25 protein-coding genes are annotated in these 23,292 nt (G+C 65.6%); 16 read left to right on the top strand and 9 right to left on the bottom strand.

What is annotated here, in order from left to right:
- Positions 1–101: 101 nt before the first annotated feature.
- Together C449_RS17160 and C449_RS17155 are read right to left on the bottom strand one after the other, a co-directional pair.
- Positions 102–953 (bottom strand): NAD+ synthase, encoded by an 852-nt coding sequence (locus C449_RS17160; RefSeq protein WP_006079318.1) that lies wholly within the window; start codon positions 951–953, stop codon positions 102–104.
- A gap of 247 nt (positions 954–1,200) precedes the next feature.
- Positions 1,201–2,049 carry a DUF63 family protein gene (locus tag C449_RS17155; protein WP_006079317.1) on the bottom strand — a complete coding sequence of 283 codons (849 nt, stop codon included), beginning with the start codon at positions 2,047–2,049 and terminating at the stop codon, positions 1,201–1,203.
- A gap of 83 nt (positions 2,050–2,132) precedes the next feature.
- Here C449_RS17155 and deoC point away from each other — a divergent pair, with 83 nt between their 5' ends.
- The 5 genes from deoC to C449_RS17130 all read left to right on the top strand — a co-directional run bounded on the left by deoC (position 2,133) and on the right by C449_RS17130 (position 7,955).
- Positions 2,133–2,774 carry a deoxyribose-phosphate aldolase gene (gene deoC / locus C449_RS17150; RefSeq protein WP_006079316.1) on the top strand — a complete coding sequence of 214 codons (642 nt, stop codon included), beginning with the start codon at positions 2,133–2,135 and terminating at the stop codon, positions 2,772–2,774.
- Between the two features lie 121 nt (positions 2,775–2,895).
- Positions 2,896–4,287 carry an MFS transporter gene (locus tag C449_RS17145; protein WP_006079315.1) on the top strand — a complete coding sequence of 464 codons (1,392 nt, stop codon included), beginning with the start codon at positions 2,896–2,898 and terminating at the stop codon, positions 4,285–4,287.
- A gap of 618 nt (positions 4,288–4,905) precedes the next feature.
- Positions 4,906–5,400, top strand: coding sequence for a protein-tyrosine phosphatase family protein (locus tag C449_RS17140; RefSeq protein ID WP_006079314.1), 495 nt, complete (start codon positions 4,906–4,908; stop codon positions 5,398–5,400).
- Between the two features lie 92 nt (positions 5,401–5,492).
- Complete coding sequence (locus C449_RS17135) at positions 5,493–6,737, top strand: tRNA (N(6)-L-threonylcarbamoyladenosine(37)-C(2))-methylthiotransferase (protein WP_006079313.1); 1,245 nt, start codon at positions 5,493–5,495, stop codon at positions 6,735–6,737.
- A gap of 249 nt (positions 6,738–6,986) precedes the next feature.
- The gene (locus C449_RS17130; RefSeq protein WP_006079312.1) at positions 6,987–7,955 is read left to right on the top strand and encodes an acetamidase/formamidase family protein; all 969 of its coding nucleotides are present in this window, start codon (positions 6,987–6,989) and stop codon (positions 7,953–7,955) included.
- A gap of 3 nt (positions 7,956–7,958) precedes the next feature.
- On the opposite strand, the gene C449_RS17125 is transcribed toward C449_RS17130, so the two are convergent.
- Together C449_RS17125 and C449_RS17120 are read right to left on the bottom strand one after the other, a co-directional pair.
- Positions 7,959–8,921, bottom strand: a complete 963-nt coding sequence (locus C449_RS17125; protein ID WP_049914410.1) for a cation diffusion facilitator family transporter — start codon at positions 8,919–8,921, stop codon at positions 7,959–7,961.
- Positions 8,922–8,983: 62 nt separating this feature from the next.
- Positions 8,984–9,514 carry an HIT family protein gene (locus C449_RS17120; protein ID WP_006079310.1) on the bottom strand — a complete coding sequence of 177 codons (531 nt, stop codon included), beginning with the start codon at positions 9,512–9,514 and terminating at the stop codon, positions 8,984–8,986.
- 243 nt (positions 9,515–9,757) lie between these two features.
- On the opposite strand from C449_RS17120, the gene C449_RS17115 reads away from it, so the two are divergent.
- The 7 genes from C449_RS17115 to C449_RS17085 all read left to right on the top strand — a co-directional run bounded on the left by C449_RS17115 (position 9,758) and on the right by C449_RS17085 (position 15,942).
- Positions 9,758–9,958: a DUF7835 family putative zinc beta-ribbon protein gene (locus C449_RS17115; protein WP_005039521.1), complete on the top strand. Its 201-nt coding sequence runs from the start codon at positions 9,758–9,760 to the stop codon at positions 9,956–9,958.
- 164 nt (positions 9,959–10,122) lie between these two features.
- The gene (gene hemC, locus C449_RS17110; protein ID WP_006079309.1) at positions 10,123–11,277 is read left to right on the top strand and encodes a hydroxymethylbilane synthase; all 1,155 of its coding nucleotides are present in this window, start codon (positions 10,123–10,125) and stop codon (positions 11,275–11,277) included.
- The gene (cobA, locus tag C449_RS17105; protein ID WP_006079308.1) at positions 11,274–12,041 is read left to right on the top strand and encodes a uroporphyrinogen-III C-methyltransferase; all 768 of its coding nucleotides are present in this window, start codon (positions 11,274–11,276) and stop codon (positions 12,039–12,041) included. Before hemC ends, cobA begins: the two co-directional genes overlap by 4 nt.
- The gene (locus tag C449_RS17100) at positions 12,038–12,781 is read left to right on the top strand and encodes a uroporphyrinogen-III synthase (protein WP_006079307.1); all 744 of its coding nucleotides are present in this window, start codon (positions 12,038–12,040) and stop codon (positions 12,779–12,781) included. The genes cobA and C449_RS17100 overlap by 4 nt, the downstream gene beginning before the upstream one ends.
- 26 nt (positions 12,782–12,807) lie before the next feature.
- Positions 12,808–14,244, top strand: a complete 1,437-nt coding sequence (locus tag C449_RS17095; RefSeq protein ID WP_006079306.1) for a single-stranded-DNA-specific exonuclease RecJ — start codon at positions 12,808–12,810, stop codon at positions 14,242–14,244.
- A 61-nt stretch (positions 14,245–14,305) separates the two neighbouring features.
- Complete coding sequence (locus C449_RS17090) at positions 14,306–15,328, top strand: sodium:calcium antiporter (protein WP_006079305.1); 1,023 nt, start codon at positions 14,306–14,308, stop codon at positions 15,326–15,328.
- A 68-nt stretch (positions 15,329–15,396) separates the two neighbouring features.
- Positions 15,397–15,942, top strand: coding sequence for a CDP-2,3-bis-(O-geranylgeranyl)-sn-glycerol synthase (locus tag C449_RS17085; protein ID WP_006079304.1), 546 nt, complete (start codon positions 15,397–15,399; stop codon positions 15,940–15,942).
- A 284-nt stretch (positions 15,943–16,226) separates the two neighbouring features.
- On the opposite strand, the gene map is transcribed toward C449_RS17085, so the two are convergent.
- Together map and C449_RS17075 are read right to left on the bottom strand one after the other, a co-directional pair.
- Positions 16,227–17,120, bottom strand: a complete 894-nt coding sequence (gene map / locus C449_RS17080) for a type II methionyl aminopeptidase (RefSeq protein WP_006079303.1) — start codon at positions 17,118–17,120, stop codon at positions 16,227–16,229.
- 43 nt (positions 17,121–17,163) lie between these two features.
- Positions 17,164–18,021 carry an isoaspartyl peptidase/L-asparaginase gene (locus tag C449_RS17075; RefSeq protein ID WP_006079302.1) on the bottom strand — a complete coding sequence of 286 codons (858 nt, stop codon included), beginning with the start codon at positions 18,019–18,021 and terminating at the stop codon, positions 17,164–17,166.
- A gap of 110 nt (positions 18,022–18,131) precedes the next feature.
- Between C449_RS17075 and icd the strand changes: the two genes are divergently transcribed.
- The 3 genes from icd to C449_RS17060 all read left to right on the top strand — a co-directional run bounded on the left by icd (position 18,132) and on the right by C449_RS17060 (position 20,980).
- Positions 18,132–19,379, top strand: a complete 1,248-nt coding sequence (icd, locus tag C449_RS17070) for an isocitrate dehydrogenase (NADP(+)) (protein ID WP_006079301.1) — start codon at positions 18,132–18,134, stop codon at positions 19,377–19,379.
- 122 nt (positions 19,380–19,501) lie between these two features.
- Entirely contained in the window at positions 19,502–20,335 is an 834-nt protein-coding gene (locus tag C449_RS17065) for a proline dehydrogenase family protein (RefSeq protein ID WP_006079300.1), read from the top strand.
- Between the two features lie 39 nt (positions 20,336–20,374).
- Positions 20,375–20,980, top strand: a complete 606-nt coding sequence (locus C449_RS17060; protein ID WP_006079299.1) for a DUF502 domain-containing protein — start codon at positions 20,375–20,377, stop codon at positions 20,978–20,980.
- 162 nt (positions 20,981–21,142) lie between these two features.
- On the opposite strand, the gene C449_RS17055 is transcribed toward C449_RS17060, so the two are convergent.
- From C449_RS17055 to eif1A, 3 genes are all read right to left on the bottom strand, one after another.
- Positions 21,143–21,655 carry a GNAT family N-acetyltransferase gene (locus C449_RS17055; protein ID WP_006079298.1) on the bottom strand — a complete coding sequence of 171 codons (513 nt, stop codon included), beginning with the start codon at positions 21,653–21,655 and terminating at the stop codon, positions 21,143–21,145.
- A 25-nt stretch (positions 21,656–21,680) separates the two neighbouring features.
- Entirely contained in the window at positions 21,681–22,547 is an 867-nt protein-coding gene (rio1, locus tag C449_RS17050; RefSeq protein ID WP_006079297.1) for a serine/threonine-protein kinase Rio1, read from the bottom strand.
- A 120-nt stretch (positions 22,548–22,667) separates the two neighbouring features.
- Complete coding sequence (gene eif1A / locus C449_RS17045; protein ID WP_006079296.1) at positions 22,668–22,955, bottom strand: translation initiation factor eIF-1A; 288 nt, start codon at positions 22,953–22,955, stop codon at positions 22,668–22,670.
- Between the two features lie 147 nt (positions 22,956–23,102).
- Between eif1A and C449_RS17040 the strand changes: the two genes are divergently transcribed.
- Positions 23,103–23,291 carry a DUF7470 family protein gene (locus C449_RS17040; protein WP_006079295.1) on the top strand — a complete coding sequence of 63 codons (189 nt, stop codon included), beginning with the start codon at positions 23,103–23,105 and terminating at the stop codon, positions 23,289–23,291.
- Position 23,292: the final 1 nt, after the last annotated feature.

Here is a 23,292-nt window from a genome sequence, read left to right as displayed (position 1 = left end):
ATCATCTCGATCGTGATCGGTGAAGTTATCTTTTTGTCCCCGTCGAGTGACAGAATCCGGCGAGCGGTCCACCGTGGAGAGACGGGCCCGAAACCATCGTGTCAGCCGAGCGGTTCGGGCGCGGGCGGCATCTGACGTTTGTGTTCGCTCCGAGCGACGAGACCTTCGACTCGCTCGACGACCGCTTCGTCGATGTCGAGTTCGCGGACGGTCGCGGATTTCGAGAGCGGGCCGTCGATGTGGAGTGCGAGCACGGCGTCGAGGACGTCGTAGCTCAGGCCCATCTCGTCCTCGTCGGTCTGGCCGACCCACATCCCTGCGGTCGGCGTCTTCGCCACGAGGTCGTCGGGGACGCCGAGATGGCGCGCGAGCTGGCGAACCTGCACTTTGTAGAGGTTCCCGATCGGGTTGCAATCGACGGCCTGATCGCCGTACTTCGTGAAGTAGCCGGCGAGTGCCTCGCTGCGGTTCCCGGTTCCGAGCACGATCCGGTTTTCGAGGTTGGCAGCGAAGTAGTTGAAGACCGCGCGCGTTCGGACGCGGACGTTGCCGACTGCCGTCGTGAGCGCCGCGGAATCCGATTCGGTGTCGAAGTCAGCCGGGAACGCCTCGCGGAACGACTCGACGATCGGTTCGATTGCAATCACGTCGTACGCGATGTCGAGGTCGTCGGCGACCCGCTCGGCGTCGCTCATGTTCGCGTCGTCGTTGACCTCGCTCGGCATCACGAGACCGTGGAGGCCGTCAGTACCGAGCGCCTCCACGGTCAGATACGCCGTCAGGGTGCTGTCGATCCCGCCGGAGAGCCCGAGCACCGCACCCTCCGCTCCCGCGTCGTCGACAGTCTCACGGATGAACTGGAGGATGTGCTCGCGGCGTGCGTCGAGTTCGGCCCCCGAGAGGGTGAGATCGAGCGGTACGTCGGTCCCCGCGACCGCCTCTGCATCGGACATTGCCGGCTGTAGGCCTTCGGCTCACTAATACCTGCCACCCGGATCAAGAAACTGGCCGTTCGGTCGCTTTCGCCACCGAGACCGCCCGTCGAAAGCCGAGTAGCGCGGCTCAGGCGAGCCGATCGAAGAGTTCGCGGCGTTCCTCGACGATACGTTCGATCCGGTCCTTGTACACATCGAGATCGCTGGGCATCGGTCGAGCGTTGTCGGCCATGTCTCCGCGGTTCGTTCTTACTGTGTGACGAATCTACGGCGAAGCGATGGTGAACAACAACAGGTTGTGGACGCCTGGTCCGAGCCCGACGGCGGCGACCGCGCCGAGCAGCAGGTAGCCCTCGGTGGGTTCGTCGCGGACGTAGCCCGAAAAGAGAACGACGACGACCGACGCGAGCACGAGTTTGACGAGGACGAAGAGCCAGACCGTGCCGAGAACCGGTGCCGTCGGGAGATCTGCGGCGAACGTGATGATCGCCCGCGAGATCGGCGACTGCTCGCCGAACCCCAGGACGTCGATCCCGACGGCAGTCGAGACACCGTCGAGTGCGTGGCCGAACACCGCGAGCGCGCCGACACCGCCGGTGATCCGGGTTTCGGGGGCGAGACGTCCCAGGAGAAGCCACACCACCGTCGCCACCGCCACGGCGACGACGAGTCCAACTGCTGGCCACGCCACCGTGAGCCCCTGGCTCGTCTCCACGCCGAACGCGAACGCCCACCCGACGGCCGCGATCGCGACCGCGCTCCCCACGAGCGCGACGACACCAGGCACCGACGGCAGTCGCCACCGGTCCGCAGGGAGTCCGGTCGCCGCCGTCGCCGCCCACACTGCACCTGCGAGAACGGCGATCGAGACGTAGACCGCCGGCGAACTGAAAAACGGGGCCACGCTTTGAGGCACCGCCTCGACCTGATAGAGCACGTAGCAGCTCGATCCAGCGACCATCCACGGCGCGAACGCGACCACCACCCGATCGGTGACCCGCGGGGCGATCCGTCGGAGTGCGACGACGACACCCGCGAACCCGATCGCCAGAGCGAGGAGGACACCGGGCGACGGGAGCGTCGTTCCTTCGGGGAGCACCTGCACGGGAACCATGGCCGACGACGCGACCGGCGGCGGCGAAAGGGTTCCGATCGGCGGATACGCGATTTTTTGTCCGTGGCTCCGTTCGCCCCGCTATGGACCGCACCGCATTCGCCGCGACGATCGATCACACCGTTCTCGGCCCCGAAACCACACCTGCCGATGTCGAGCGAGTCGTGACGGAAGCCGACGAACATGGGATGAACGCCTGCGTACCGCCGTGTTATCTCGACATCGCGACCGAAACCGCACCCGACGTGACTCTCGCCACCGTGATCGGGTTCCCCCACGGCCAGCACGCTCCCGCAACGAAGCGGGCGGAGGCGGTCCGGGCGTGGGAGGACGGCGCGGACGAACTCGACGTGGTGATAAACGTCGGTCGGCTCCGCGCGGGCGAGGACGACGCCGTGACGGCGGAACTCGCCGAGATGGTGGCCGCGGTGCCGCTTCCGGTGAAGGTCATCATCGAGGCCGCGCTACTGAGCGACGGGGAGAAACGCCGCGCGTGTTCCTGTGCGGTCGACGCCGACGCCGACTTCGTGAAGACATCGACCGGCTTTGCTGATGGCGGCGCGACGGTCGCGGATGTCGAACTCATGAGCGAGTTTCTCCCCGTGAAGGCCAGCGGTGGGGTCGGCAGCTACGAGGAGGCGAAAGCGATGTTGGAGGCGGGTGCGGAGCGGATCGGCGCGTCGAGCGGTGTCGCGCTCGTCGAGGACTTCGACGAAACCCGATGAATCAGGGGATTTCATACGGCAGATTCGAAGAACGTAATTCTTCGAAGGCGGCATTGATGGTGGGAAAGCGCTGTTGCTAAGTGTATGAAAAGATTCGTCATCAGTACGGAGAACCGAATCGATGTCGGACCAGGGCACGGTTACTGTCTCGGAGGTACTTGATTGCATCCCGATCGGGGCGTTCCACCGCCGGCTGCTCGCGATCTGTGGCAGCGCGTGGGCGCTCGACGGGATGGAGGTCATCATCATCAGCTTCACGCTGCCCGTGCTGATCGAGGCGTGGACGCTCTCGGGGCTCTCGGCCGGGCTGCTCGGCTCGGCGAGCCTGATGGGGATGGTGCTCGGTAACTGGGGCTGGGGCTGGTACGCCGACCAGCGCGGTCGTCAGGTCGCCTTCCAGTGGACGGTGTTGGTCTACGGCGTCTTTACTGGATTGACCGCGCTCGCGGTCGGCTTCTACTCCGGATTCGCGCTGCGCTTTCTCACCGGTGTGGGTCTCGGTGGTGCGCTCGCGGTCGATACGTCCTATCTCTCCGAGCACCTGCCGACCGACCGTCGGGGCCGGTATCTGGTCTATCTCGATGCGTTCTGGCCGGTCGGCTACGTTTTGGCAGTGGTGTTCGCGTGGGTCTTCCTCGCCGCGCTGCCGTCGGGTGGAATGATCACGGTACCGGTCGTGGGTGCGGTGGCGGGCTGGCGGTTGCTGTTCGCGGCCGCCTCATTCCCCGCGCTTCTCGTGTTCGTGATCCGCTCACAGCTCCGCGAGACCCCCTACTACCTCGCACGCACCGGCGACGTCGAGGGGGCGAACGAGCGCCTCGCGGCGATCGCCGAGGAGAACGGCGAGGAGCACACGCCGCCCGAGATCGAGGGGGTCGAATCGTCCGCCGCCGCGAGCGTCTCGCGGCTGTTCGCGCCGGATATCCGTCGACAGACCCTGATGATCGCGGCGGCGTGGTTCGCGATCAACTTCGGGTACTACGGCGTGTTCATCTGGCTGCCCCAGACTGTGGGCGCGGCCGGCGTGGTCGGCAACGTCTACGGTTACTTCCTGCTCGTCGGCCTCGTCCAGTTCCCCGGCTACTTCAGCGCAGCGTACCTCGTGGAGAAGATCGGCCGCAAGCCCACGCTCGGGAGCTACCTCGTGCTTTCGGGCGTGTTCACGTTCGTGTTCGCCACGTCGATGCCCGGCGTCTCGCTGTTCGGCCTCGGCTTCTCGGGCTTTTGGCCCTTCTTCGGCGGACTGCTCGCGGCGAGTTTCTTCTCGCTCGGGGCATGGGGTGCGATCTACGCCTACACCCCCGAGTTGTTCCCGACCGAGGCGCGCGCGACCGGCAACGGCTTTGCGGGCGGGGTCGGCAAGATCGCGGCCGTCATCGGCCCAATTCTCGCCGGTGCACTGGTCGAGAGTGGGTACCTCGCCGCGCTCGTCCCGCTCGCGATCGCATTCGCTGCAGGCGGAATCGTGGTGTTGGCGTTCGGCCGCGAGACGCGGGGCGAGCCGCTCCGGTAGACCGACTCGTCCGCATCATGGCGAGATGGCGGCACGGATCGTGATTGACACACCGTGGCGGTCCTGTGGTGGCGGTCACGATTCGTACTCATCCAGCCAGCGCTGAGACGGCCCTCGACCGTCAAGGGAGTAGATTTTTAATAAAATGTTTGCAATACTGGACATGGAAGTGAATTCATCAGATATTCGGCCAGACACTATTGCTCGTGGGACAGCGATTCTCGCTGCTTTCTATCTCACAGGTGGCCTACTGTGGCTTCTCCCGTCAGAAGGATATACAACAGTACGTCTTCTCTTCTTTTTGTCTATACTCGCCTGTAGCTGGATTGGGATATTCGGCGTTCTTCAACAACGACGATCACTATTAGCAATGAGTGTGGGTGGGCTCGTACTACTCGGATTCTGGCAGGCTGTCCTGTGGGTATTCATGATCCCAACTGCACTTGTTCTCCTTATCTCCGGTCTTGCCACGAGTCGAATACCGAACACAAACAGCATATAATCACACGTTTCATCCCTGTCAGCAGACTCTCTCTGCTGACGGGTAGTGCTCCGACATGATCAAGAAGGTCCTCGAATAGAACGGACCTTTATCGCGGGCAAGTACTTGATGCGGGCATGAATCCGGACGAAACGGCCGCCACGCAGAACCGGTTGGAGACTTCGGAGCCGATCGTTCGACCGTTCGGCTACGTGGCTGACGAACCGATCGTCCGTCGGATCGGCGAACGGGAACTGTACCTCGGCAACGAGGCCGCCACTGATCCTGTACAGCACGACCACACGTTCGAGTTCGTCCTCTCTGTCACCACGGACGAACGACCGCTGACGACCCATCACCACCCGCTCGACGATGGGCCAGGCAACGACTGGCCGACGTTCGAGGCTGCGGTGGACACCGCACGAGCGCTCTACCGACGTGATGGCTCACTACTGATTCACTGCAAGGCCGGGATCTCGCGGAGCAGCGCGCTCGTTGCGATAACGATCGCCGCGGAGGAGGATCGTCGACTCGACGACGCGTTCGCCATCGTCCACGAGGCTCGCCCGCACGCCGTTTCCCATCCGGCGCTCCACGAGGCGGCGGTGATCTACCTCGCCGCCAGGCGATAGTCGCTCCTCGTTCGAGCGGCGACGCGAGTCTGCTCTCGGGAGCCGAGTCGTCGCGCTTTTGCCCACGCGCGCCCGAGAGTTGATGACAGCGGATGGCCAGCTACCACCTCGAAACCTACGGCTGCACCGCGAACCGCGGGGAGAGCCGCACGATCGAGCGCCGGCTTCGCGACGGCGGTCATCACCCGGTCGATGGCCCTAAAGCGGCCGACGTGGCCATCCTCAACACCTGCACCGTGGTCGAGACCACCGAGACCAACATGCTCCGGCGGGCGCGCGAACTCGAAAGTGAGACTGCCGATCTCGTCGTCACCGGTTGCATGGCGCTCGCTCAGGGCGAGGAGTTCGCCGACCTCGACGCCACGGTCTGTGGCTGGGACGAGGTTCCCGAAGTCGTGCTCAACGGCGAGTGTCCAACGGTGACGCCGGGGACGGAGCCAATTCTGGACGGCGTGATCGGCATTCTTCCGATCGCACGGGGCTGCATGAGCGACTGTTCGTACTGCATCACGAAGCACGCCACCGGCAAGATCGATTCACCTCCTGTGGAGGAGAACGTCGAGAAAGCCCGCGCGCTGGTCCACGCCGGTGCGAAGGAGATCCGAATCACGGGCCAGGACACCGGCGTGTACGGCTGGGACGACGGCGAGCGAAAGCTCCACGAGCTCCTCAATCGGATCTGTGCCATCGACGGTGACTTCCGCGTCCGGGTGGGGATGGCGAATCCGAAGGGCGTCCACGGCATCCGCGAGGAGTTGGCCGAGGTCTTCGCGGAAAACGAGAAGCTCTACAACTTCCTCCACGCGCCGGTCCAGAGCGGGAGCGACGACGTACTCGGGGAGATGCGCCGCCAACATCAGGTGCGCGAGTTCCGCGAAGTCGTCAAAACCTTCGACGACCACCTCGACCACTGGACGCTCGCGACCGACTTCATCACGGGCTTTCCGACCGAGAGCGACGCCGATCACGAGGAGTCGATGGAACTGCTCCGCGAGACTCAGCCCGAGCGGATCAACGTCACTCGGTTCTCGAAGCGGCCCGGCACCGACGCCGCCGACATGAAGGGCCTCGGCGGCACCATCAAGAAGGAGCGCTCGAAAGCGATGTCCGACCTGAAGATGGACGTCGTGGGTGCGGCCTACGAATCGATGGTCGGCGAGCGCCACGAGGTCCTGGTCGTCGAACCCGGCACTGGCGAGTCGGTCAAGTGCTACGACGAAGCCTACCGCCAAATCATCATCCAGGACGCACCCGAACACGGCGTCGCGCCTGGCGATTTCGTCGAGGTCGAGATCACGAGTCAGAACACGGTGTACGCCTTCGGCGAGCCGGTGTAGTGTCGATTGGGCTCGAAGCGTTCAGTTGAATATCAGACATCAGTAGCTTCTCACAGGTTCGACGGTAGCAGAGAACGCAGCAACGAATCCCGTTGCAAATGAGAGACCGCAAGCCACACCTTCCCCAGCCGATTCGCTCGTCACTTCGTTCCTCGCTCATCCCTCGCGCGAGTCGCACGCCTTCGGCGTGCTCCCGCGCGCCACCCGTCCTGCGGCTTTATGTGGTGACGACACGTCGAGCGCGAACGCATGGCACACACCGAACGCGAGTACACCATCGATCATCGACTGAGCGATCGCGACGAGAACATCCACAGCGCGTGGGACAACAGTCTCGATCCCGCGCTGACCGTCGAACCGGGCGACGTCGTCCGGTTCGAATGCCGGGACGCGGTCGACGGTCAGATCGACGTCGAGACCACCGTCGAGGATGTCCCGGACGTGAGCTTCGATCCCGTCCACCCACTCACGGGACCGGTCGCGGTCGAGGGTGCGGAACCGGGCGACGTCCTCGAAGTCGAACTCCTCGACTGCCAGCACAAGGGTTGGGGGTACAACGTGTTCTTCCCCAGCGAAATGGGGCTCGGGCTGCTGCCCGACGATTTCGAGGAGCCGGGCCTCCACATCTGGGACCTGGAGGGCGACGTCGGCCAGTTCGTGAACGGGATCGAAATCCCCCTCGACCCGTTCCCGGGGACTATCGGGGTCGCTCCGGGCGAGGACGGTACACACGACACGCTGCCGCCGCGCGACGTCGGCGGGAACATGGACGTCAAACACCTCACCGAAGGCTCGACGCTGTACCTGCCCGTGGAAGTCGAGGGCGGCCTGTTCTCGACCGGCGACTGTCACGCCGCCCAGGGCGACGGCGAGGTCTGCGTGACGGGGATCGAAGCGCCGATGTTCGTGACCGCGCGGTTCGACGTGCGATCGGACATGGAGATCGAACAGCCCCAGTTCCGGACCGAGGGACCGTTCACCCCCACCGGCGTCGACGAGCCGATGTACGGAACCACGGGCATCAGCGACGACCTGATGACGGCGACGAAGAAGGCAGTACGGCACATGATCGACCATCTCCACAACGAGCGTGGGCTGACCCGGGCGGAGGCGTACATCCTGTGTTCGGCCGCAGTCGACCTCAAGATCAGCGAGGTCGTCGACGCCCCCAACTGGACGGTCTCGGCGTACCTCCCCGAGAGCATCTTCCCGGAGTAATCGTCATTGGCGGCTCCTGTTCGGCCTGGGCTCGCCGTCATCGGGGTGTTCCTCGCTCTGGCGAACCAGGCGGTCGGTGTCCGGGTCCGCCTTCCACTCGCCGAGTTCCTTCGGGTCGATGTGGACGAATACGTCGTCGACCCGATCGAGCGCGCGGATCGACTCGACGACCGCGCTCTCGATCGCGTGGGCCTCCCTGAGCGTGCGATCGCCCTCGACCTCGATGTGGAGACTGACGTCGATCTCGGGGCCGACGTAGTGAGCGATCACGTCGTGTGCACCCTCGACATCGGGATGGGCAAGCGCGCGCCTGAGGATACGGGTCTGAAATTCCTCGGAGGGTGCGCCGCCGACGAGATACGGCAGGTTGTCCCGAACCACCTCAATTCCGGTGTAGAGAATCCCCACCGAAACGAGCGCGGCCGCGAGCGGGTCGAGCAGCGGGTAGCCGAGCCGTGCACCGACCACGCCGCAGAGCGCCGCGCCTGCGGTCAGCACATCGTTGCGGTTGTCGAGCGCGGTCGCGGTCAGCGCGGGCGAGTCGTGGGTCCGGCCGGCAGCGAGACAGTAGCGGTACAGTCCGAACTTGCCGATCGCCGCACCCCCGAGCACCGCGACCGCGATCGGGCTGCCGGTGGCGGATACGTCACCTGCGGCGATCGCGGTGAGCGACCGCCACAGAACTGTGCCGCCGGTGAGAAAGACCGCGAGCGCGATCGCGAGCGCGACGAACGGCTCGATCCGTTCGTGACCGTGGGGGTGTTCGCTGTCCGGGGGTTGGGTCGTGAGGTAGAGTCCGCCGAGTACGACCGCGGCGTAGCCCGCATCCACGAGGGAGTTTGCAGCCTCCGAGCCGACCGCGAGGCTCCCGGTGGCGATCCACGCGGCCCCCTTGGTCCCGACGAGCACGACGTTCGCGGCGAGCACGAGCAGCCCGACACGCCGGACCGCGGCCGCACGACTCATCGTCGACGGTTGGCGAGCGGATGGCATAGACGCTTCGACACGCCGAAGCCGGCGGGACGTGCTCACTCGATGACGATCGCCTCGTCGGGACCGGGATCACGGACCCCGTCCTGTGCGGCGAACGCGTCGTGGAGGTGGTCGTAGGTGTCGTCGATCGCTTCCACGATCACCTTCGTGTCGCTCACCACCGGCATGAAGTTGGTGTCCCCCTGCCAGCGAGGGACCACGTGAGTGTGGAGGTGATCGTCGATCGAGCCGCCAGCCGAATCACCGAGGTTCATCCCGGTGTTCGCTCCATCGGGATCGAGTCCGTCGTCGATCGCGGCGAGCGTGCGCTGGACGAGCCGCGAGTGATCGAGGAGTGCCTCGTCGTCGAGATCGGGGTACGAGCCGGTGTGGCGATAGGGGATCACCATCGCGTGGCCCGGGTTGTACGGGGCGTTGTTCAGGAGGCAAAAGGCATGCTCGCTCCGAGCCACGATCCGTGATTCACGGTCCGCGTCGCGGTCGGGAAGCTCGCAGAACGGACACCCTCCAGAGTCGCCGTCGCGCTCGACCCACTCGATGCGCCACGGGGCGAACACCTGCTCCATGTGGAGACTGAGCGGTGGCGCGGTTAGAGACTTTCCGGATGTATCGAGTGCCAACGACAGCCATATATAAACTTTTCGGCCGTTTTCGACTGTTTCGGCCAGGATGAACGGTTGAACAGTGGGCGGCAAATTCCGTGTTCCGAGCCTGTTTCGCCGGCAATTGTCGCTATCGGCAGTTGAACCGTCGGAACTGAGGCCAACGGAATTGGAGGTTTATGGTGGCAACACCCCGAGCACCTGTCGATGTCAACCCGCACCGATGCTGCAGACGGCGTCAGCGAATCTTGCGATGTCTGCGACCGCGACACCAGCCATAGCGTCTCGATCGAGCTTCGCACCGAGAGCGGGAAAGCCGAGAACGCGGAGTTCTCGCGCGAACCCTACCGGATCAGCGAATGCATGATCTGCGGCGAGGAGACGGCGCTGCGGATGAACAACGCGTAATCGAGTTATTTTCTACCACGCCACCTACCTCGAAAGCCCGTGGCTCGCCGTCAGCCGAACCCGGATATCCACCGTTTGCTCGGCCCGCTCACCCACGGACTGACAGAACAACGGTCGCGTACGTCTCTCGAAGGTGGTTTGAAGCTCGGTGTCCGAAGGCAGGTATGAACGCGCGCGACGGGACCATCCGGCTGGCGACGCGGGGCTCCGACCTCGCCATCCGCCAGGCGGCGACGGTGAAAGAACGCCTCGAAGCCCGCCGCCACACGGTCGAGCTGGTCGAGGTCGAAACCACGGGCGACCAGCTCCGCGACGAACTCATCCACCGCCTCGGCAAGACCGGTGCGTTCGTCCGTGCGCTCGACCAGCAAGTCCTCGACGGCGACTGTGACGCCGCGGTACACTCGATGAAGGACGTTCCCACCGAGAGCCCCGACGATCTCGTGATCGCGGGCGTCCCCGAACGCGCCACGCCTGGTGACCTCCTCGTCACGCCCGACGGAGCGACGCTCGACGATCTTCCCGAAGGGAGCGTCGTCGGCACGTCGAGCCTCCGACGGAAGGCCGAACTGCTCGCAACGCGGCCCGATCTCGACGTTCAGCCGCTCCGAGGGAACGTCGATACGCGGATCGAGAAGCTGCTCGCGCCGCACCGCCAGCACGAACACGAACGGCGGATGGAGGCCGCAAATGCGGACGAGGAGGGGAGTGAGAGCGGGGAGGGAGACGGAGAGAACACGAACGACGGGAACGAGGACGACCTGCCAGAGTACGACCGCACACCCCAGGAGTGGTTTGACGATCTGAACGAGATCGAGCGCCGATCGCTCGAACGCGACGTCGAGACCCAACTCGACGCCATCGTGCTCGCGGCGGCGGGACTCGAACGCGCCGGCCTCGCGCGCCGCGTGGACACCCGCGAGCTGCCGACCGGCGAATTCGTCCCGGCACCCGGCCAGGGCGCGCTCGCGGTCACGGCCCGTGACGGCGAACTCGCCGAAACTCTCAACGAGGTGCTGGATCACCCCCGAACGCGTGTCGAAACCACCGTCGAACGGGTGGTTTTGGAGGAGCTCGGCGGTGGCTGCGTCGCACCGATGGGCGTACACGCAGTCATCCAAGGAGAGTACGTCCGAGTCGTCGTTCGGGTACTGAGTCAGGACGGCAGCGAGGAGGTGGCCGCCACGCGGGACCTCCCGATCGAGCGCCATCCGACGGCGGCCCGCGACTTCGCCGGTGACCTCGCCGATCGGGGCGCGGCCGACCTGATCGAACAGGCCAAACGGGACGAGGAAGAGGAGGCGAAACGCGCGGAATGACCGAGAACGAGACTGAGGCAACCGGGATCGTCTCCCTCGTGGGGAGCGGCCCGGGCGATCCCGAACTCCTTACCGTGAAAGCCCGCCGACTCATCGACGAGGCCGACGTCGTGCTCCACGACAAGCTTCCTGGGCCGGCGATCATCGAGACGATCCCCGAAGACAAGCGCGAGGACGTCGGCAAACGTGCGGGCGGCGAACGCACCAGCCAGGAGTACACCAACGAGCGGCTGGTCGAACTCGCGCGTGAGGGGAAGACGGTCGTCCGGCTGAAGGGGGGCGACCCGTTCGTGTTCGGCCGCGGCGGCGAGGAGGCAGCCTATCTCGCCGAGCACGGCGTCGATTTTCGAGTCGTCCCCGGCGTGACCTCGGCACTCGCCGGCCCCGCACTCGCGGGCATCCCCGCGACTCATCGCGAACACGCTTCCACTGTATCGTTCGTGACCGGCCACGAGGACCCCACGAAAGAAGAGTCGGCAGTCGACTGGAACGCGCTCGCCGCCACCCACGGCACGATCGTGGTGCTGATGGGTGTCGGCAAACTGCCAGAGTACACCGCCGCGCTCCGCGAAGCCGGCATGGGTAGCGAAACACCGGTCGCGCTGGTCGAGCGCGCGAGCCGGCCCGACGAACGGGTCGTGACCGGCACGCTCGAAACGATCACCGGAGTCGCCGACCGCGAGGGTATCGAACCGCCCGCTGTCACCGTCATCGGCGACGTAGCCAGTGAGCGCGATCGGGTACGGGAGTTCCTTCGAAAATGAAGGTCGCGGTGTTCCGGCCGGCCGACGAGCGCATCGAACGGGCGAGCGAGCTGCTCGCATCGCTCGGTGTCGAGCCGGTGGCGGACCCGATGCTCGCGGTCGAATCCACGGGAACCACGCCACGGACGGACGCCGAGTACACGATCCTGACGAGCAAAACCGGCGTCGAGATCGTCGCCGACGCGGGGTGGGAGCCGGAGGGGAAGGTGTGTGCCATCGGCACCGCAACCGCCGACGCGCTCCGAATGGCTGGCTATCGGGTCGATCACGTCCCCGAAGAGTTCTCCTCGACGGGTCTCGTGGCCCATCTCGCCGACGAGGTCCCCGGTATGCGCGTCGAAGTCGCGAGGAGCGATCACGGGTCGGCGGTGCTCACCGACGGGCTCGCCGAGAACGGCGCATACGTCCACGAGACGATTCTGTACGAGCTCGTTCGTCCACAGCAAGCGGGCCACTCGGCCGAACTCGCCGCCGATGGCGATCTCGCGGCCGCGCTGTTCACCTCCTCGCTCACGATCGAACACTTCCTCGAAGCGGCCGCCGATCGCGGACTCCGCGAGGCGGCGGTCGCCGGTCTCGAAGACGGGGTCGTCGGGGCGATCGGCGAGCCGACTCGGGCAACTGCGGCGGCCGCAGGGATCGGCGTCGACATCGTGCCAACGGAAGCGACGTTCGACGCACTCGCACGGGCCGGGGTCGATCTCTTGGACGGGACGGCCGCCAACGGTCCGGAGACTTAAACCGGATCGCGCGCCAACCGAGGACGATGGCCTCACCGGTCCCCGAGCTCGCCGACGACGCCCGCGCGTGCGCCGACGCACTCGTGGGGGCCGACGAAGTGCTCGTGGCCTCGCACATCGACGCCGACGGGCTGACCAGCGCCGCAGTCGCCGCACGGGCGCTCGAGCGGGCGGAGATTCCCTTCGAGGTCGTCTTCGAGAAACAGCTCGACGCCGACGCGATCGCCGAGATCGCGGCCACCGAGTTCGAAACTGTGCTGTTTACCGACTTCGGTAGCGGCCAGCTCGATCACATCGCCGAACACGAGGCCGCAGGCGCATTCACGCCGGTGATTGCGGACCACCACCAGCCCGCGGATGCCGACACGGAATTCCACCTGAATCCGCTGCTCGTTGGTCTCGATGGATCGTCGGAACTCTCGGGAGCGGGGACGACGTACGTTCTCGCCCGGGCGCTGGCAGAGTGTGACGGTGACACGAGCGGAGGGAAAACGACGGAAAACCGCGATCTCGCCGGTCTCGCGGTCGTCGGCGCGGTCGGCGACATGCAGGCGAGCGACGGGGAACTCACGGGCGCGAACACCGAAATCGTCGCCGAAGGCTGTGCGGCGGACGTCGTGAACGAAGCCACCGATCTGGCGCTCTACGGCAAGCAAACCCGGCCGCTCCCGAAACTCCTCGAATACGCGACCGATGTTCGGATTCCGGGAATCTCGGGAAGCGAGCGCGGGGCACGTGAGTTCCTTACCGGACTCGGCCTCGATCTCGAAGACGAGGGCGGCTGGCGACGGTGGGTCGATCTCACCGCCGACGAGCGCCAGGCGGTGGCGAGCGGGCTCGTCCAACGCGCGGTCGAGCGTGGCGTCCCCGCCGGACGGATCGACGAGCTGGTGGGGACGACGTACACACTGTCCGACGAGCCGGCGGGCACGGAACTCCGAGACGCCAGCGAGTTCTCGACACTACTCAACGCCACCGCCCGCTACGACCGCGCCGACGTCGGTCTCGCGGTTTGTCTGGGCGATCGCGACGAGGCGCTCGCACGGGCGCGCCGCCTGCTCTCGAACCACCGCCGGAACCTCGCGACCGGCCTCGACTGGGTGAAGCAGACGGGCGTAACCAGCGAGGACTACCTCCAGTGGTTCGACGCCGGCGACGAGATCCGCGAGACCATCGTGGGGATCGTCGCGGGGATGGCGCTCGGAGCCGACGCGACGCGTTCGGACAAGCCGATCGTCGCGTTCGCCGCGAAGAACGATGTCGAGAGCAAGGTTTCGGCCCGTGGGAGTCACCGATTGGTGCGGGAGGGCCTCGACCTCTCGGCGGTGATGGGCGAAGCCGCACGCGCACTCGACGGTGACGGCGGCGGCCACGACGTCGCCGCCGGGGCGACGATTCCGACCGAGGAGAAGGAAGCGTTCGTCGAGCGTGCGGACGCGATCGTGGCCGACCAGCTCGGCTGAGTCGGCAGTCGTCGAGCGATAACAGGAGTGTTATGGGATCGGCCGTCGGTAGCGTCGGACGATGAGCGCGACTCAGGTCGCCCTGTACGCGGTGATCGCCGTCGTGGCTACTGCCGGCGTGTGGAAGGGAAGCAGTCTACTGGAGCGCACCAGCGACCGACTGTCGACGTACTACGGGCTGCCGGCGGTCGTCCAGGGAGCCGTCGTCGCGGCGGTCGGGTCGAGCTTTCCGGAGCTTTCGGCGGCCGTCCTCTCGACGCTGCTCCACGGCGAATTTGATCTCGGCGTGAGCGCGATCGTCGGCTCCGCAGTGTTCAACATCCTCGTGATCCCGGCGCTCAGCGGCTATTTCAGCCAGGGTGATCTCGAAGCGGATCGCACGCTGGTGTACAAAGAGGCCCAGTTCTACATGCTCGCGGTCGCGGGGCTCCTCATCACGTTCGCGCTCGCGGTCATCTACAACCCGACCGCGCCCGGCTCGCTCGTCGGCACCGTCACGCGGCCGCTCGCGCTCGCCCCGCTCGCCCTCTACGCACTCTACATGTTTATCCAGTATCAGGACGTCGTCGAATACGAATCGACGGCGACCACCGACGGGATCAACGTCGTGCGGGAGTGGGCGGCGCTCGCGGTGAGCCTCGCCGTCATCCTGATCGCGGTGGAGGGGCTGGTCCAGGCGGCGATCGGGTTCGGCGACCTGTTCGACACCCCGAGTTCCATCTGGGGACTGACCGTCGTCGCGGCCGGGACCAGCCTGCCCGACGCGTTCGTGAGTGTCAAGGCAGCGAAGCGCGGCGAGGGCGTGACTAGCCTCGCGAACGTCCTCGGCAGCAACACGTTCGATCTCCTCGTCGCGGTGCCCGCAGGCGTACTGGTCGCCGGCACCGCGGCAGTCGACTTCGCCGCCACCGTCCCGATGATGGCGTTTCTCACCCTCGCGACGCTAGTGCTCTTCACCGTTCTCAGGACCGAACTGACACTCACCGAACGGGAAGGGATCGGCCTGCTCGGCGTCTACGGGGTGTTCATCGGCTGGCTCGTCCTCGAAACCGTCGGTATACTCGGGTTCATCCCCGGCGTGTAGCGGACGTCCCGCGTGGTGCGGTCCCCAAACTCCGACAGTATCATACCGCCGACCGCCGATCCGGCGGTATGGACCCTGTCGCAGTCGTCGCCGTCGCGTTCTGGGCGATGCTGCCGGCGTACGTTCCGAACAACGCCGCCGTCCTCGTCGGCGGCGGTCGCCCCATCGACGCCGGGCGAACGTGGCGCGGCGCGCGCGTGCTCGGCGACGGCAAAACGTGGCGCGGGACCGCCGCGGGCGCGCTCGCGGGGATCGCGCTCGCGCTCGTGCTGAACGCCATCGAACCCCCGGTCTCGGCGGCGACTGGCCTCCCGCTCCCGGAGTTCCCACCTATCGTGATGGTCACACTACCGATTGGCGCGATGGTCGGCGACGCAGCCGCTTCCTTCCTCAAGCGTCGCACCGGCCGGGAGCGCGGCGCGGCCTTCCCTGGCGTCGACCAGTTCGATTTCGTCCTCGGCGCACTCCTCCTGACCGCTCTCGGCGCGTTCGAGTGGCTCACCGCAACGTTCACGCTGCCCGTTCTCGCGGTCGTTCTCGTCGTCACCCCGCTGCTCCACGTCGGCACTAACGTGGTCGCCTATCAAGTGGGACTGAAAAGCGAGCCGTGGTAGACCACTTTTTTACTTCGTCGGGTGTGCTCGCTTCGCTCGCGCACCTCTCCTCGTAAAAACCTGGACTAAAAACACCCGCTCGCTCACTTCGTTCGCTCGCGGTACAACTACTGGCGCTCTCCGCGACCGCACAGCACCGCCCGAGCCCTCGCTCCCTGCGGTCGCTCGCCCTCGATCCACCAGGAACCATACCGCAACCGCCGAAGCCCTCGGTCACTCACTCCGTTCGTTCTCTCGCCCTTCATCCTCCAGGCCCGCACCGCAACAGCCCCGCAACCGACGTCTCAGCGCTCGGTCGTCACTTCACAGCCGTCTTCGGTCACGATGATGGTGTGTTCTTTCTGGCTCACGAGCGCACCGTCGTCCTCTTTCAGCACCGGATAACCGTGAACCACGTTCTGGCGTTCGAGCCGGCGAAGGGCCATCTCGGGACGATCGACGTCGAGCCACCGGGTGGCGAAGGGGAGCGTGCGGAACTCCTCGGTGATCTGTTCGAGCGCCTTGCGCGCGTCCCGGTTTCTGACCGACTGCTCGCGGTCGAGTGCGTAGATCTGCTCGTCACCACCTTCCGAGACCTTCCCGCCGCCGTCGGTGGCGAACGGCTCGACAGCGACCACGTCGCCCGCTTCGAGCTCGACGCTCTGGCTCACTGCCCGATTCGGGATGTTCGGCGGGATGTGCTGTTCCCAGCGGCCGAGCCCATGGCCGGTGAGATTGACGACGGGGTTGTAGCCGTAGTCGTCGATGACCTCCTCGATGCGTGCGCCGATCTCGCCGGTCTCGACACCCGGTTCGACGAGATCGAGTGCGGCGTCGAGTGCGGCCTCGGGCGCTTCCGCGAGGTCGTCGTGACCCGAGAGGTCCACGGTGATGGCAGTGTCAGCGAGCCAGCCGTCGACGTGTACCCCGATATCGAGGTTGATCATCTCCTCACCGAACGTCGTCTCGTCGTCAGCGCTCGGGGTGGCGTGGGCGGCCTCCTCGTCGATCGAGATGTTGACCGGGAAGGCGGGCTCGCCCCCCAGCTCGCGGGTGCGCTCCTCGGCCCACTCCGCGACATCGAGGTGGCTCACACCGACCTCGACGCGCTCGGCAGCCTCCTCGCGCACCTGGGCGAGGATTTCGCCAGCCTCACGGTGTTTTTCGTACTGCTCCGACGAGAGGTCCACATCGCTCATGGCACGACGTTGGACCGAACCACCAAAACGCCTGCCGTTCGGGCTACGACTGCTTGGCCGTGCTCGTCTGCATCGCTTCGGTGTTGTACGCGCTTCCCACCCTACCCTCGTCATCGAGCACGATGATTCCCGCCCCGCCATCGGTTTCGGTCGCCAACTCGTCGATAGCGTGCTCGGCGGCCGTCTCGGGACCGTCGCCAGCTTCGAGCCGCTCGACCGCCAGCCGCGAGAGCGTCATTCGGGCGATGTCCTCACCCGCCCCGGTCGCGCTCGCACCGCCCGCGGGCGTGGCGTAGAACCCGCTCCCGACCTGGGGAACGTCGCCCACCCGACCGGCGAGCGCACACCACCGTCCCCCGGTCGAGGTTGCTGCCGCAATCTCTCCATCGTCGACGGCGACCGCTCCAACCGTATCCGAGCCGCCGAACTGCTCGCGGACCCACGCGAGCCGTTCCTCGACGTCGTTCCCATCAGACGGTGAGAGGTCATCCCACCGCTCGCGCGTCCGCTCGGTCGTGAGATCGACCTCGGTCTCGACACCGAATCCTTCGGCCAGCGAAACGGCATGGTCGCCGGCGACGAGCACGTGTGGCGTCTCGTTCATGACGGCTCGGGCGACCCTCCCGGCGTCGCGGACACCGGGCATCGAGCAGGCCGCCCCCACCTCGCGCTCGTCGGTCATGATCCCCGCGTCGGTTCTGGCAGTCCCGTCGTCCTGGATTGCCCCGCCGACGCCGGCGTTGAACCGTGGAGCGCGTTCGAGGACGCCGATAGCTGCGACGACTGCGGCGGCCGGCGTCGGTTCTCCGGTGCCGGTCGCCGCAGCCTCGTCGAGGGCTCTCTGGCGCGACTCGGGATCGTCGGGTGCGCTGCCCGCCCCACCGTGGACGATGAGCTGCATGAGTGCGCCACCGGGGCCGGTCGCATAACCCTCACGAACCGGTACGAGACCGAGTACCCCGGATCGGAGAACGGTAGACCTTTGAGCGCGCCACGACGAATTCGGATGATATGAGCTACGATCGAGTCGAGGTACCTGATGAGGGCGAGCGCATCGAAGCCGCCGGCAGCGACGAGTTCGACGTTCCCGACGAGCCGATCATCCCGTTCATCCACGGTGACGGGATCGGCCAGGACGTCGCACCCGCCGCCCAGCGCGTGCTGGGAGCGGCCGCGGAAGCGACAGGACGCGAGATCCACTGGATGCGCCTCTACGCCGGCGAGGCCGCCCGCGAGCGCTACAACGAGAACCTCCCTGCGGACACCCTGGAGGCACTCCGCGAGTTCAACGTCGGCATCAAGGGCCCGCTCACAACCCCCGTCGGCGCGGGTTTTCGGAGCCTGAACGTCGCGCTCCGCAAACGCCTCGATCTCTACACCAACGTCCGACCGACCTTCCACATCGACGGTGTCCCCTCGCCGGTATCCGATCCGGGCGCGATGGACATGGTCAACTTCCGGGAGAACACCGAGGACGTCTACGCCGGCATCGAGTGGGAGGCCGGCACCGACGAGGTCGAGCAGGTCCGCGAGTTCGTCGAAGAGGAGATGGAGTTCGACGAGTCGATCCACGAGGGTGCGGTGGGGATCGGCGTCAAACCCATCACCGAGTTCGGCACCAAACGCCTCGTCCGGAAGGCCATCGACTACGCCCTCGCTCACGACCGCGACTCGGTCACGCTGGTCCACAAGGGCAACATCATGAAGTTCACCGAGGGCGCGTTCCGTGACTGGGGCTACGAGGTCGCCGCAGAGGAGTACGGCGACGAGGTCATCACCGAGGACACCCTCTGGGAGGACGAGGACGGTGACGCACCCGAGGACACACTCGTGGTCAACGACCGGATCGCGGACAACATGCTCCAGCAGATCCTCACCCGCACCGACAACTACGACGTCCTCGCGATGCCGAACTTGAACGGCGACTACCTCTCCGATTCCGCCGGCGCACAGATCGGCGGACTCGGGATCGCGCCAGGCGCGAACATCGGTGACGGTCGGATGGTCGCCGAACCCGTCCACGGCTCCGCGCCGAAACACGCCGGCAAGGACAAGGCCAACCCGACCGCGCTGATCCTCTCGGGTCGGATCCTGTTCCAGGAGATCGGCTGGGACGACGCCGCACAGAAGGTCTACGACGCCGTCGAGGCCACCATCTCCTCGAAGCAGGTCACCTACGACATCCACCGACAGATCGAGGGCGGCGAGAAACTCGCCACCAGCGAGTTCGCCGACGTCATCGTCGACAACATCTCATAGCGACCGTCGCTCGAACCACCGATCCAACGCCGATTCGATTCTCGACGAGCAGCTGCGGTCGGTGGAACCGGACCCGATCGCGGAGCGGAACTGCTATTGATCGCCCGGCAAGAATTGCGCGCATGATCCCGCCGATCGCCAGTCGGTTCGTCGCGGGCGAGACCCCGGCCGAACTCTTAGAACACGTCCGCCAGCTCGAGGACCAGGGCGTCAGAACCATCTGTAACCGGCTCGGCGAGCACTACGAGCAGCCCGAACCCGCGATCGACGACCGCGACGCCTACTGTGATCTCCTCACGGATATCGACAACGCGGGACTCGGGGCATGCATCTCGGTCAAACCCTCACAGATCGGCCTCGGGATCGGCGAGGAGACGTTTCGAGAGAACCTCGCGATTATCGTCGATCGGGCGGCCACCCACGAAAAATTCGTCTGGATCGACATGGAGGACCATCCGACGACCGACGCCACGCTCGACGCCTACGCCGATCACGCCACGGAGTACGAGCGGGTCGGCGTTTGCATTCAGGCGAATCTGAAGCGCACCCCCGAGGACCTCCGCCGGCTGGCAGACCTGCCGGGGAAAGTCCGGCTGGTGAAGGGTGCGTACGACGAGCCCGCGGCGATCGCCCACCGGAAGAAGCCGCGGGTCAACGAGGCCTACCGCGACTGTCTCGATTTCATGTTCGAAGAGTTCGACGACGGCATCGCGGTGGGAAGTCACGACCCCGCGATGATCGAGCACGCAACCCGCCGCCACGAGGAGTTCGGGACGGACTTCGAGATCCAGATGCTGATGGGGGTCCGCGAGGAGGCCCAACTCGAACTCGCCGAGGAGTACGACGTCTGGCAGTACGCCCCCTACGGCGGCAAGTGGCTATCCTATTTCTCCCGGCGGGCGATGGAACGGACCGAGAACCTCACGTTTGCGCTGCGGGCGATCGTGGGGCAGTAGGGGAAGCGCTCATTACGGTCGGGGGTGACCGTCGAACAAATGACCTCCTGGAAGCGCGACGCCACGAGCGGGTTGATCGTGCTCGTGCCGGTCATCGTCACGCTCTACGTCATCGCGTTCATCTACAACGCCATCGCGACGCTGCCGTTCATCGAAAGTATCGAGCCGGGGTGGGTTCGGGTTCCGCTCACGCTGATCCTGTTCGCCCTGTTGGTGTTCGCGATCGGGTATCTGATGCGCACGGCGACAGGGCCGCTGGTCGAGGGTGCGATCGACGACGTGATGAACAGCCTCCCGGGGCTCAGGGTGGTCTACAACGCCTCGAAGATGGCGGTCGAAACCGCGGTGACGGGCACCGGCGACCTCCAGGCCCCGGTGAAACTCGAAACCTGGAACGGGATGCGGATGACGGCGTTCAAAACCGGCAAGCAGACTAGCGACGGCCGCGACGTGCTCTTTCTTCCGACTGCGCCCAACATCACCACCGGGTTCGTCGTCGAGGTCGCACCCGACGACTACTCGGAAACCGACGAACGCGTCGAGGACGCGCTAACCCGGGTCCTGAGCGCAGGATTCGGCGAGACGCAGGATAACATCGGCGTCTCGATCAACGTCACCGAAGAACCAGCGAAAACCGACGACTGAGCCGCGAGAGCGGTCTTTGAGATCTCACGATGTACAACCCAGAAGAGTCGTGTGAGACGTTTCGATGGACTTACCAGTCAGCATGCCAGCCATCGTCGGCAAATGAGGTTTGGTTACTCCACAGAGACGAGAGACAGTATCGGCTGTGACAGGGCTCGTGGGTCAAAGCGGTACCGAACGGTAGTAGACGTACTCTGAGAGGGTCTGATCGCCGATTTCGCGCTCGCGCTCGGCGGTCCGCTCGAACCCGCGAGATTCGTAAAACGAGACGCCAACCGCGTTGTCCGCGAGGACCTCGACTCGAAGCCGTTCGACGTCACGCTCGGCGAGGCGATCGACGACAGCTTCGAGCAACGTCGTGCCGATCCCGTCGCCCCACCGGTCGGGATCGACGTAGATGGCATACAACTGCGCTTCCTGATCGTCGTCCTCCGCGCCGATCGGCGCGGCGCTCGCGTAGCCCACGATTTCCTCACTTTCGGCCACGAGGTAGACGCTCCGCTCGCTCGTGATCGGGGCCTCGATCTCCTCGGCCGCGTACCAGTCCGCGAGAATCGTATCGATGGCCTCCGTAGCCAGGAACTCCCCGTATGTCGCGTGCCACGCCTGGCGCGCGACCCGCTGGATCGCGGCCACGTCATCCACTGTGGCGGCTCGAACCGATACATCGTTCATACCATGTGTACGGCCCCCACGACAATCAGTCTTCGCGCGGCTCGGCTTCGCTCGTCACGTGCGCCAGCAGCTCCTCGCCGTCGGTGTCGAGCCCCTGACGCGCGAAGAAGTTCGCCACGTTCCGGCAGTCACGTTCGAGGAACTCGCGACTGTTGGGGTGGTGGATCGTGACCGCCTGGCCGAGGTCGATGATCCACAGCTGCGAGTCGTGGACCACGATGTTGTACTCAGAGAGGTCGCCGTGGATCAGCCCGGCGTCGTACAGCCGGCGGGTGTACTCCCGGACGACCTCGTACGTCGTCTGCGGGTTCTCGATGTGAACCTCGCCGAGGCGTTTCGCACGCTCACCGTCCTGGCCCACGAACTCCATCACGAGTACGTTGCGCTCGACCGCGATCGGGTTCGGCACGTTGACCCCTGCCGCCGCCGCACGCCGGAGGTTGGCAAACTCCTTTTTCGTCCACGCGAGCACCACCTTCTTCTTTTTCGAGCCGATGTTATCGAATCGCGGGTCGCCCTCCAGATACTTGCGCATCTGCCGGAAATCGCTCGCGTTGATCCGGTAGATCTTGACCGCGACGTCGGCCCCGTCCGCGTCCGCGAGGAAGACGTGGGCTTCCTTTCCCGTCGAAATCGGCCCGCCGAACGCGTCGATGTGGCCGTCCTGGACCAGTTTGTAGAGCGCGCCGAGGGTCGCCTCGTCGAAGACGCCACCCTCGACCTTGAACTGGTCGGCGTCCTTGATGCGCTCCCTGAACTGTGCGAACTCCCGGTCTTGCTTGCGGGCGACGCGGTCGGCGTCGGTGTCGGACACGTCGAGTTCCTCCCACTCGTCGCCCGGCTCCTCGGTGGCGTCGGTATCGACGAGATCGTACTCCTCCTCGCCACTCATTCGTCGTCACCGCGGTGTGGGTCGGCGGGGCCGACGTTCTTCGTGCCGATGGCGCTGTACTGGTCACTCAGTCGTCGGTGCATATCGAGAAAAACGGGGGAGAGTGTCTGGATGGCCACGTTATCCCTGAATATGGCCCTCCCGTCGGAGCTGGTCGGCGTCCTGTTTGTCGTATCGCCACTCGATGTCGGCTTTCTCGTCCTGCCAGTCCCACGGCGAGACGAGCACGACGTCGTCCTCCCGAATCCAAACCCGCTTTTGCATCCGACCAGGAATCCGTGCGGTTCGTTCGGTGCCGTCCATACACCGGACGTTCACCCGGTTCGCGCCGAGCATCTCGGTCACGACGGCGAACACCTCGTCGTCGTCGGGCATCCGAAGGTCTTTCCGTCCCTGGTTGTCGCTCATGGGCCGACGTTCGACAGCGAACGGTTTAACTCTTTCAAGGCCCCGGCTGTGGATTCCGAACCGACACAGGGCGAGATCCGTGTCTCGACCGCTACCGTCGTGCTGGAACTTCACTGTGTTTAACCCGCCGACGGACTGTTCGTCGATATGTTGAACCGACTCGGCCTCGCCGGCGTCGTTGGCGTCCTTTGCTGTCTCGCCGGCCTCGCTGTCGTCGCCTACGCCGCCCCGATCGTCGCTGGCGGGATCGCGCTCGTGCTCGTCGGACTCCTTCTCGTGGCACGCGGACTGCTCTCGGGAATGCTTGCCGCGTTCGGGATGGACGGGATGTTCTGAC

This window comes from Halococcus saccharolyticus DSM 5350, assembly GCF_000336915.1.
GTDB classification, from domain to species: Archaea; Halobacteriota; Halobacteria; order Halobacteriales; family Halococcaceae; genus Halococcus; species Halococcus saccharolyticus.
The sequence above is the reverse complement of the archived record's forward strand: the minus strand, read 5'-3'. Positions and strand labels throughout refer to the sequence as shown.

Bases quoted from the DNA above. Each gene is read 5' to 3' on its own strand.
- C449_RS17160 (WP_006079318.1), bottom strand. From the start codon at position 953: ATGTCCGATGCAGAGGCGGTCGCGGGGACCGACGTACCGCTCGATCTC.
- C449_RS17155 (WP_006079317.1), bottom strand. From the start codon at position 2,049: ATGGTTCCCGTGCAGGTGCTCCCCGAAGGAACGACGCTCCCGTCGCCC.
- deoC (WP_006079316.1), top strand. From the start codon at position 2,133: ATGGACCGCACCGCATTCGCCGCGACGATCGATCACACCGTTCTCGGC.
- C449_RS17145 (WP_006079315.1), top strand. From the start codon at position 2,896: ATGTCGGACCAGGGCACGGTTACTGTCTCGGAGGTACTTGATTGCATC.
- C449_RS17140 (WP_006079314.1), top strand. From the start codon at position 4,906: ATGAATCCGGACGAAACGGCCGCCACGCAGAACCGGTTGGAGACTTCG.
- C449_RS17135 (WP_006079313.1), top strand. From the start codon at position 5,493: ATGGCCAGCTACCACCTCGAAACCTACGGCTGCACCGCGAACCGCGGG.
- C449_RS17130 (WP_006079312.1), top strand. From the start codon at position 6,987: ATGGCACACACCGAACGCGAGTACACCATCGATCATCGACTGAGCGAT.
- C449_RS17125 (WP_049914410.1), bottom strand. From the start codon at position 8,921: ATGAGTCGTGCGGCCGCGGTCCGGCGTGTCGGGCTGCTCGTGCTCGCC.
- C449_RS17120 (WP_006079310.1), bottom strand. From the start codon at position 9,514: ATGGAGCAGGTGTTCGCCCCGTGGCGCATCGAGTGGGTCGAGCGCGAC.
- C449_RS17115 (WP_005039521.1), top strand. From the start codon at position 9,758: ATGTCAACCCGCACCGATGCTGCAGACGGCGTCAGCGAATCTTGCGAT.
- hemC (WP_006079309.1), top strand. From the start codon at position 10,123: ATGAACGCGCGCGACGGGACCATCCGGCTGGCGACGCGGGGCTCCGAC.
- cobA (WP_006079308.1), top strand. From the start codon at position 11,274: ATGACCGAGAACGAGACTGAGGCAACCGGGATCGTCTCCCTCGTGGGG.
- C449_RS17100 (WP_006079307.1), top strand. From the start codon at position 12,038: ATGAAGGTCGCGGTGTTCCGGCCGGCCGACGAGCGCATCGAACGGGCG.
- C449_RS17095 (WP_006079306.1), top strand. From the start codon at position 12,808: ATGGCCTCACCGGTCCCCGAGCTCGCCGACGACGCCCGCGCGTGCGCC.
- C449_RS17090 (WP_006079305.1), top strand. From the start codon at position 14,306: ATGAGCGCGACTCAGGTCGCCCTGTACGCGGTGATCGCCGTCGTGGCT.
- C449_RS17085 (WP_006079304.1), top strand. From the start codon at position 15,397: ATGGACCCTGTCGCAGTCGTCGCCGTCGCGTTCTGGGCGATGCTGCCG.
- map (WP_006079303.1), bottom strand. From the start codon at position 17,120: ATGAGCGATGTGGACCTCTCGTCGGAGCAGTACGAAAAACACCGTGAG.
- C449_RS17075 (WP_006079302.1), bottom strand. From the start codon at position 18,021: ATGCAGCTCATCGTCCACGGTGGGGCGGGCAGCGCACCCGACGATCCC.
- icd (WP_006079301.1), top strand. From the start codon at position 18,132: ATGAGCTACGATCGAGTCGAGGTACCTGATGAGGGCGAGCGCATCGAA.
- C449_RS17065 (WP_006079300.1), top strand. From the start codon at position 19,502: ATGATCCCGCCGATCGCCAGTCGGTTCGTCGCGGGCGAGACCCCGGCC.
- C449_RS17060 (WP_006079299.1), top strand. From the start codon at position 20,375: ATGACCTCCTGGAAGCGCGACGCCACGAGCGGGTTGATCGTGCTCGTG.
- C449_RS17055 (WP_006079298.1), bottom strand. From the start codon at position 21,655: ATGAACGATGTATCGGTTCGAGCCGCCACAGTGGATGACGTGGCCGCG.
- rio1 (WP_006079297.1), bottom strand. From the start codon at position 22,547: ATGAGTGGCGAGGAGGAGTACGATCTCGTCGATACCGACGCCACCGAG.
- eif1A (WP_006079296.1), bottom strand. From the start codon at position 22,955: ATGAGCGACAACCAGGGACGGAAAGACCTTCGGATGCCCGACGACGAC.
- C449_RS17040 (WP_006079295.1), top strand. From the start codon at position 23,103: ATGTTGAACCGACTCGGCCTCGCCGGCGTCGTTGGCGTCCTTTGCTGT.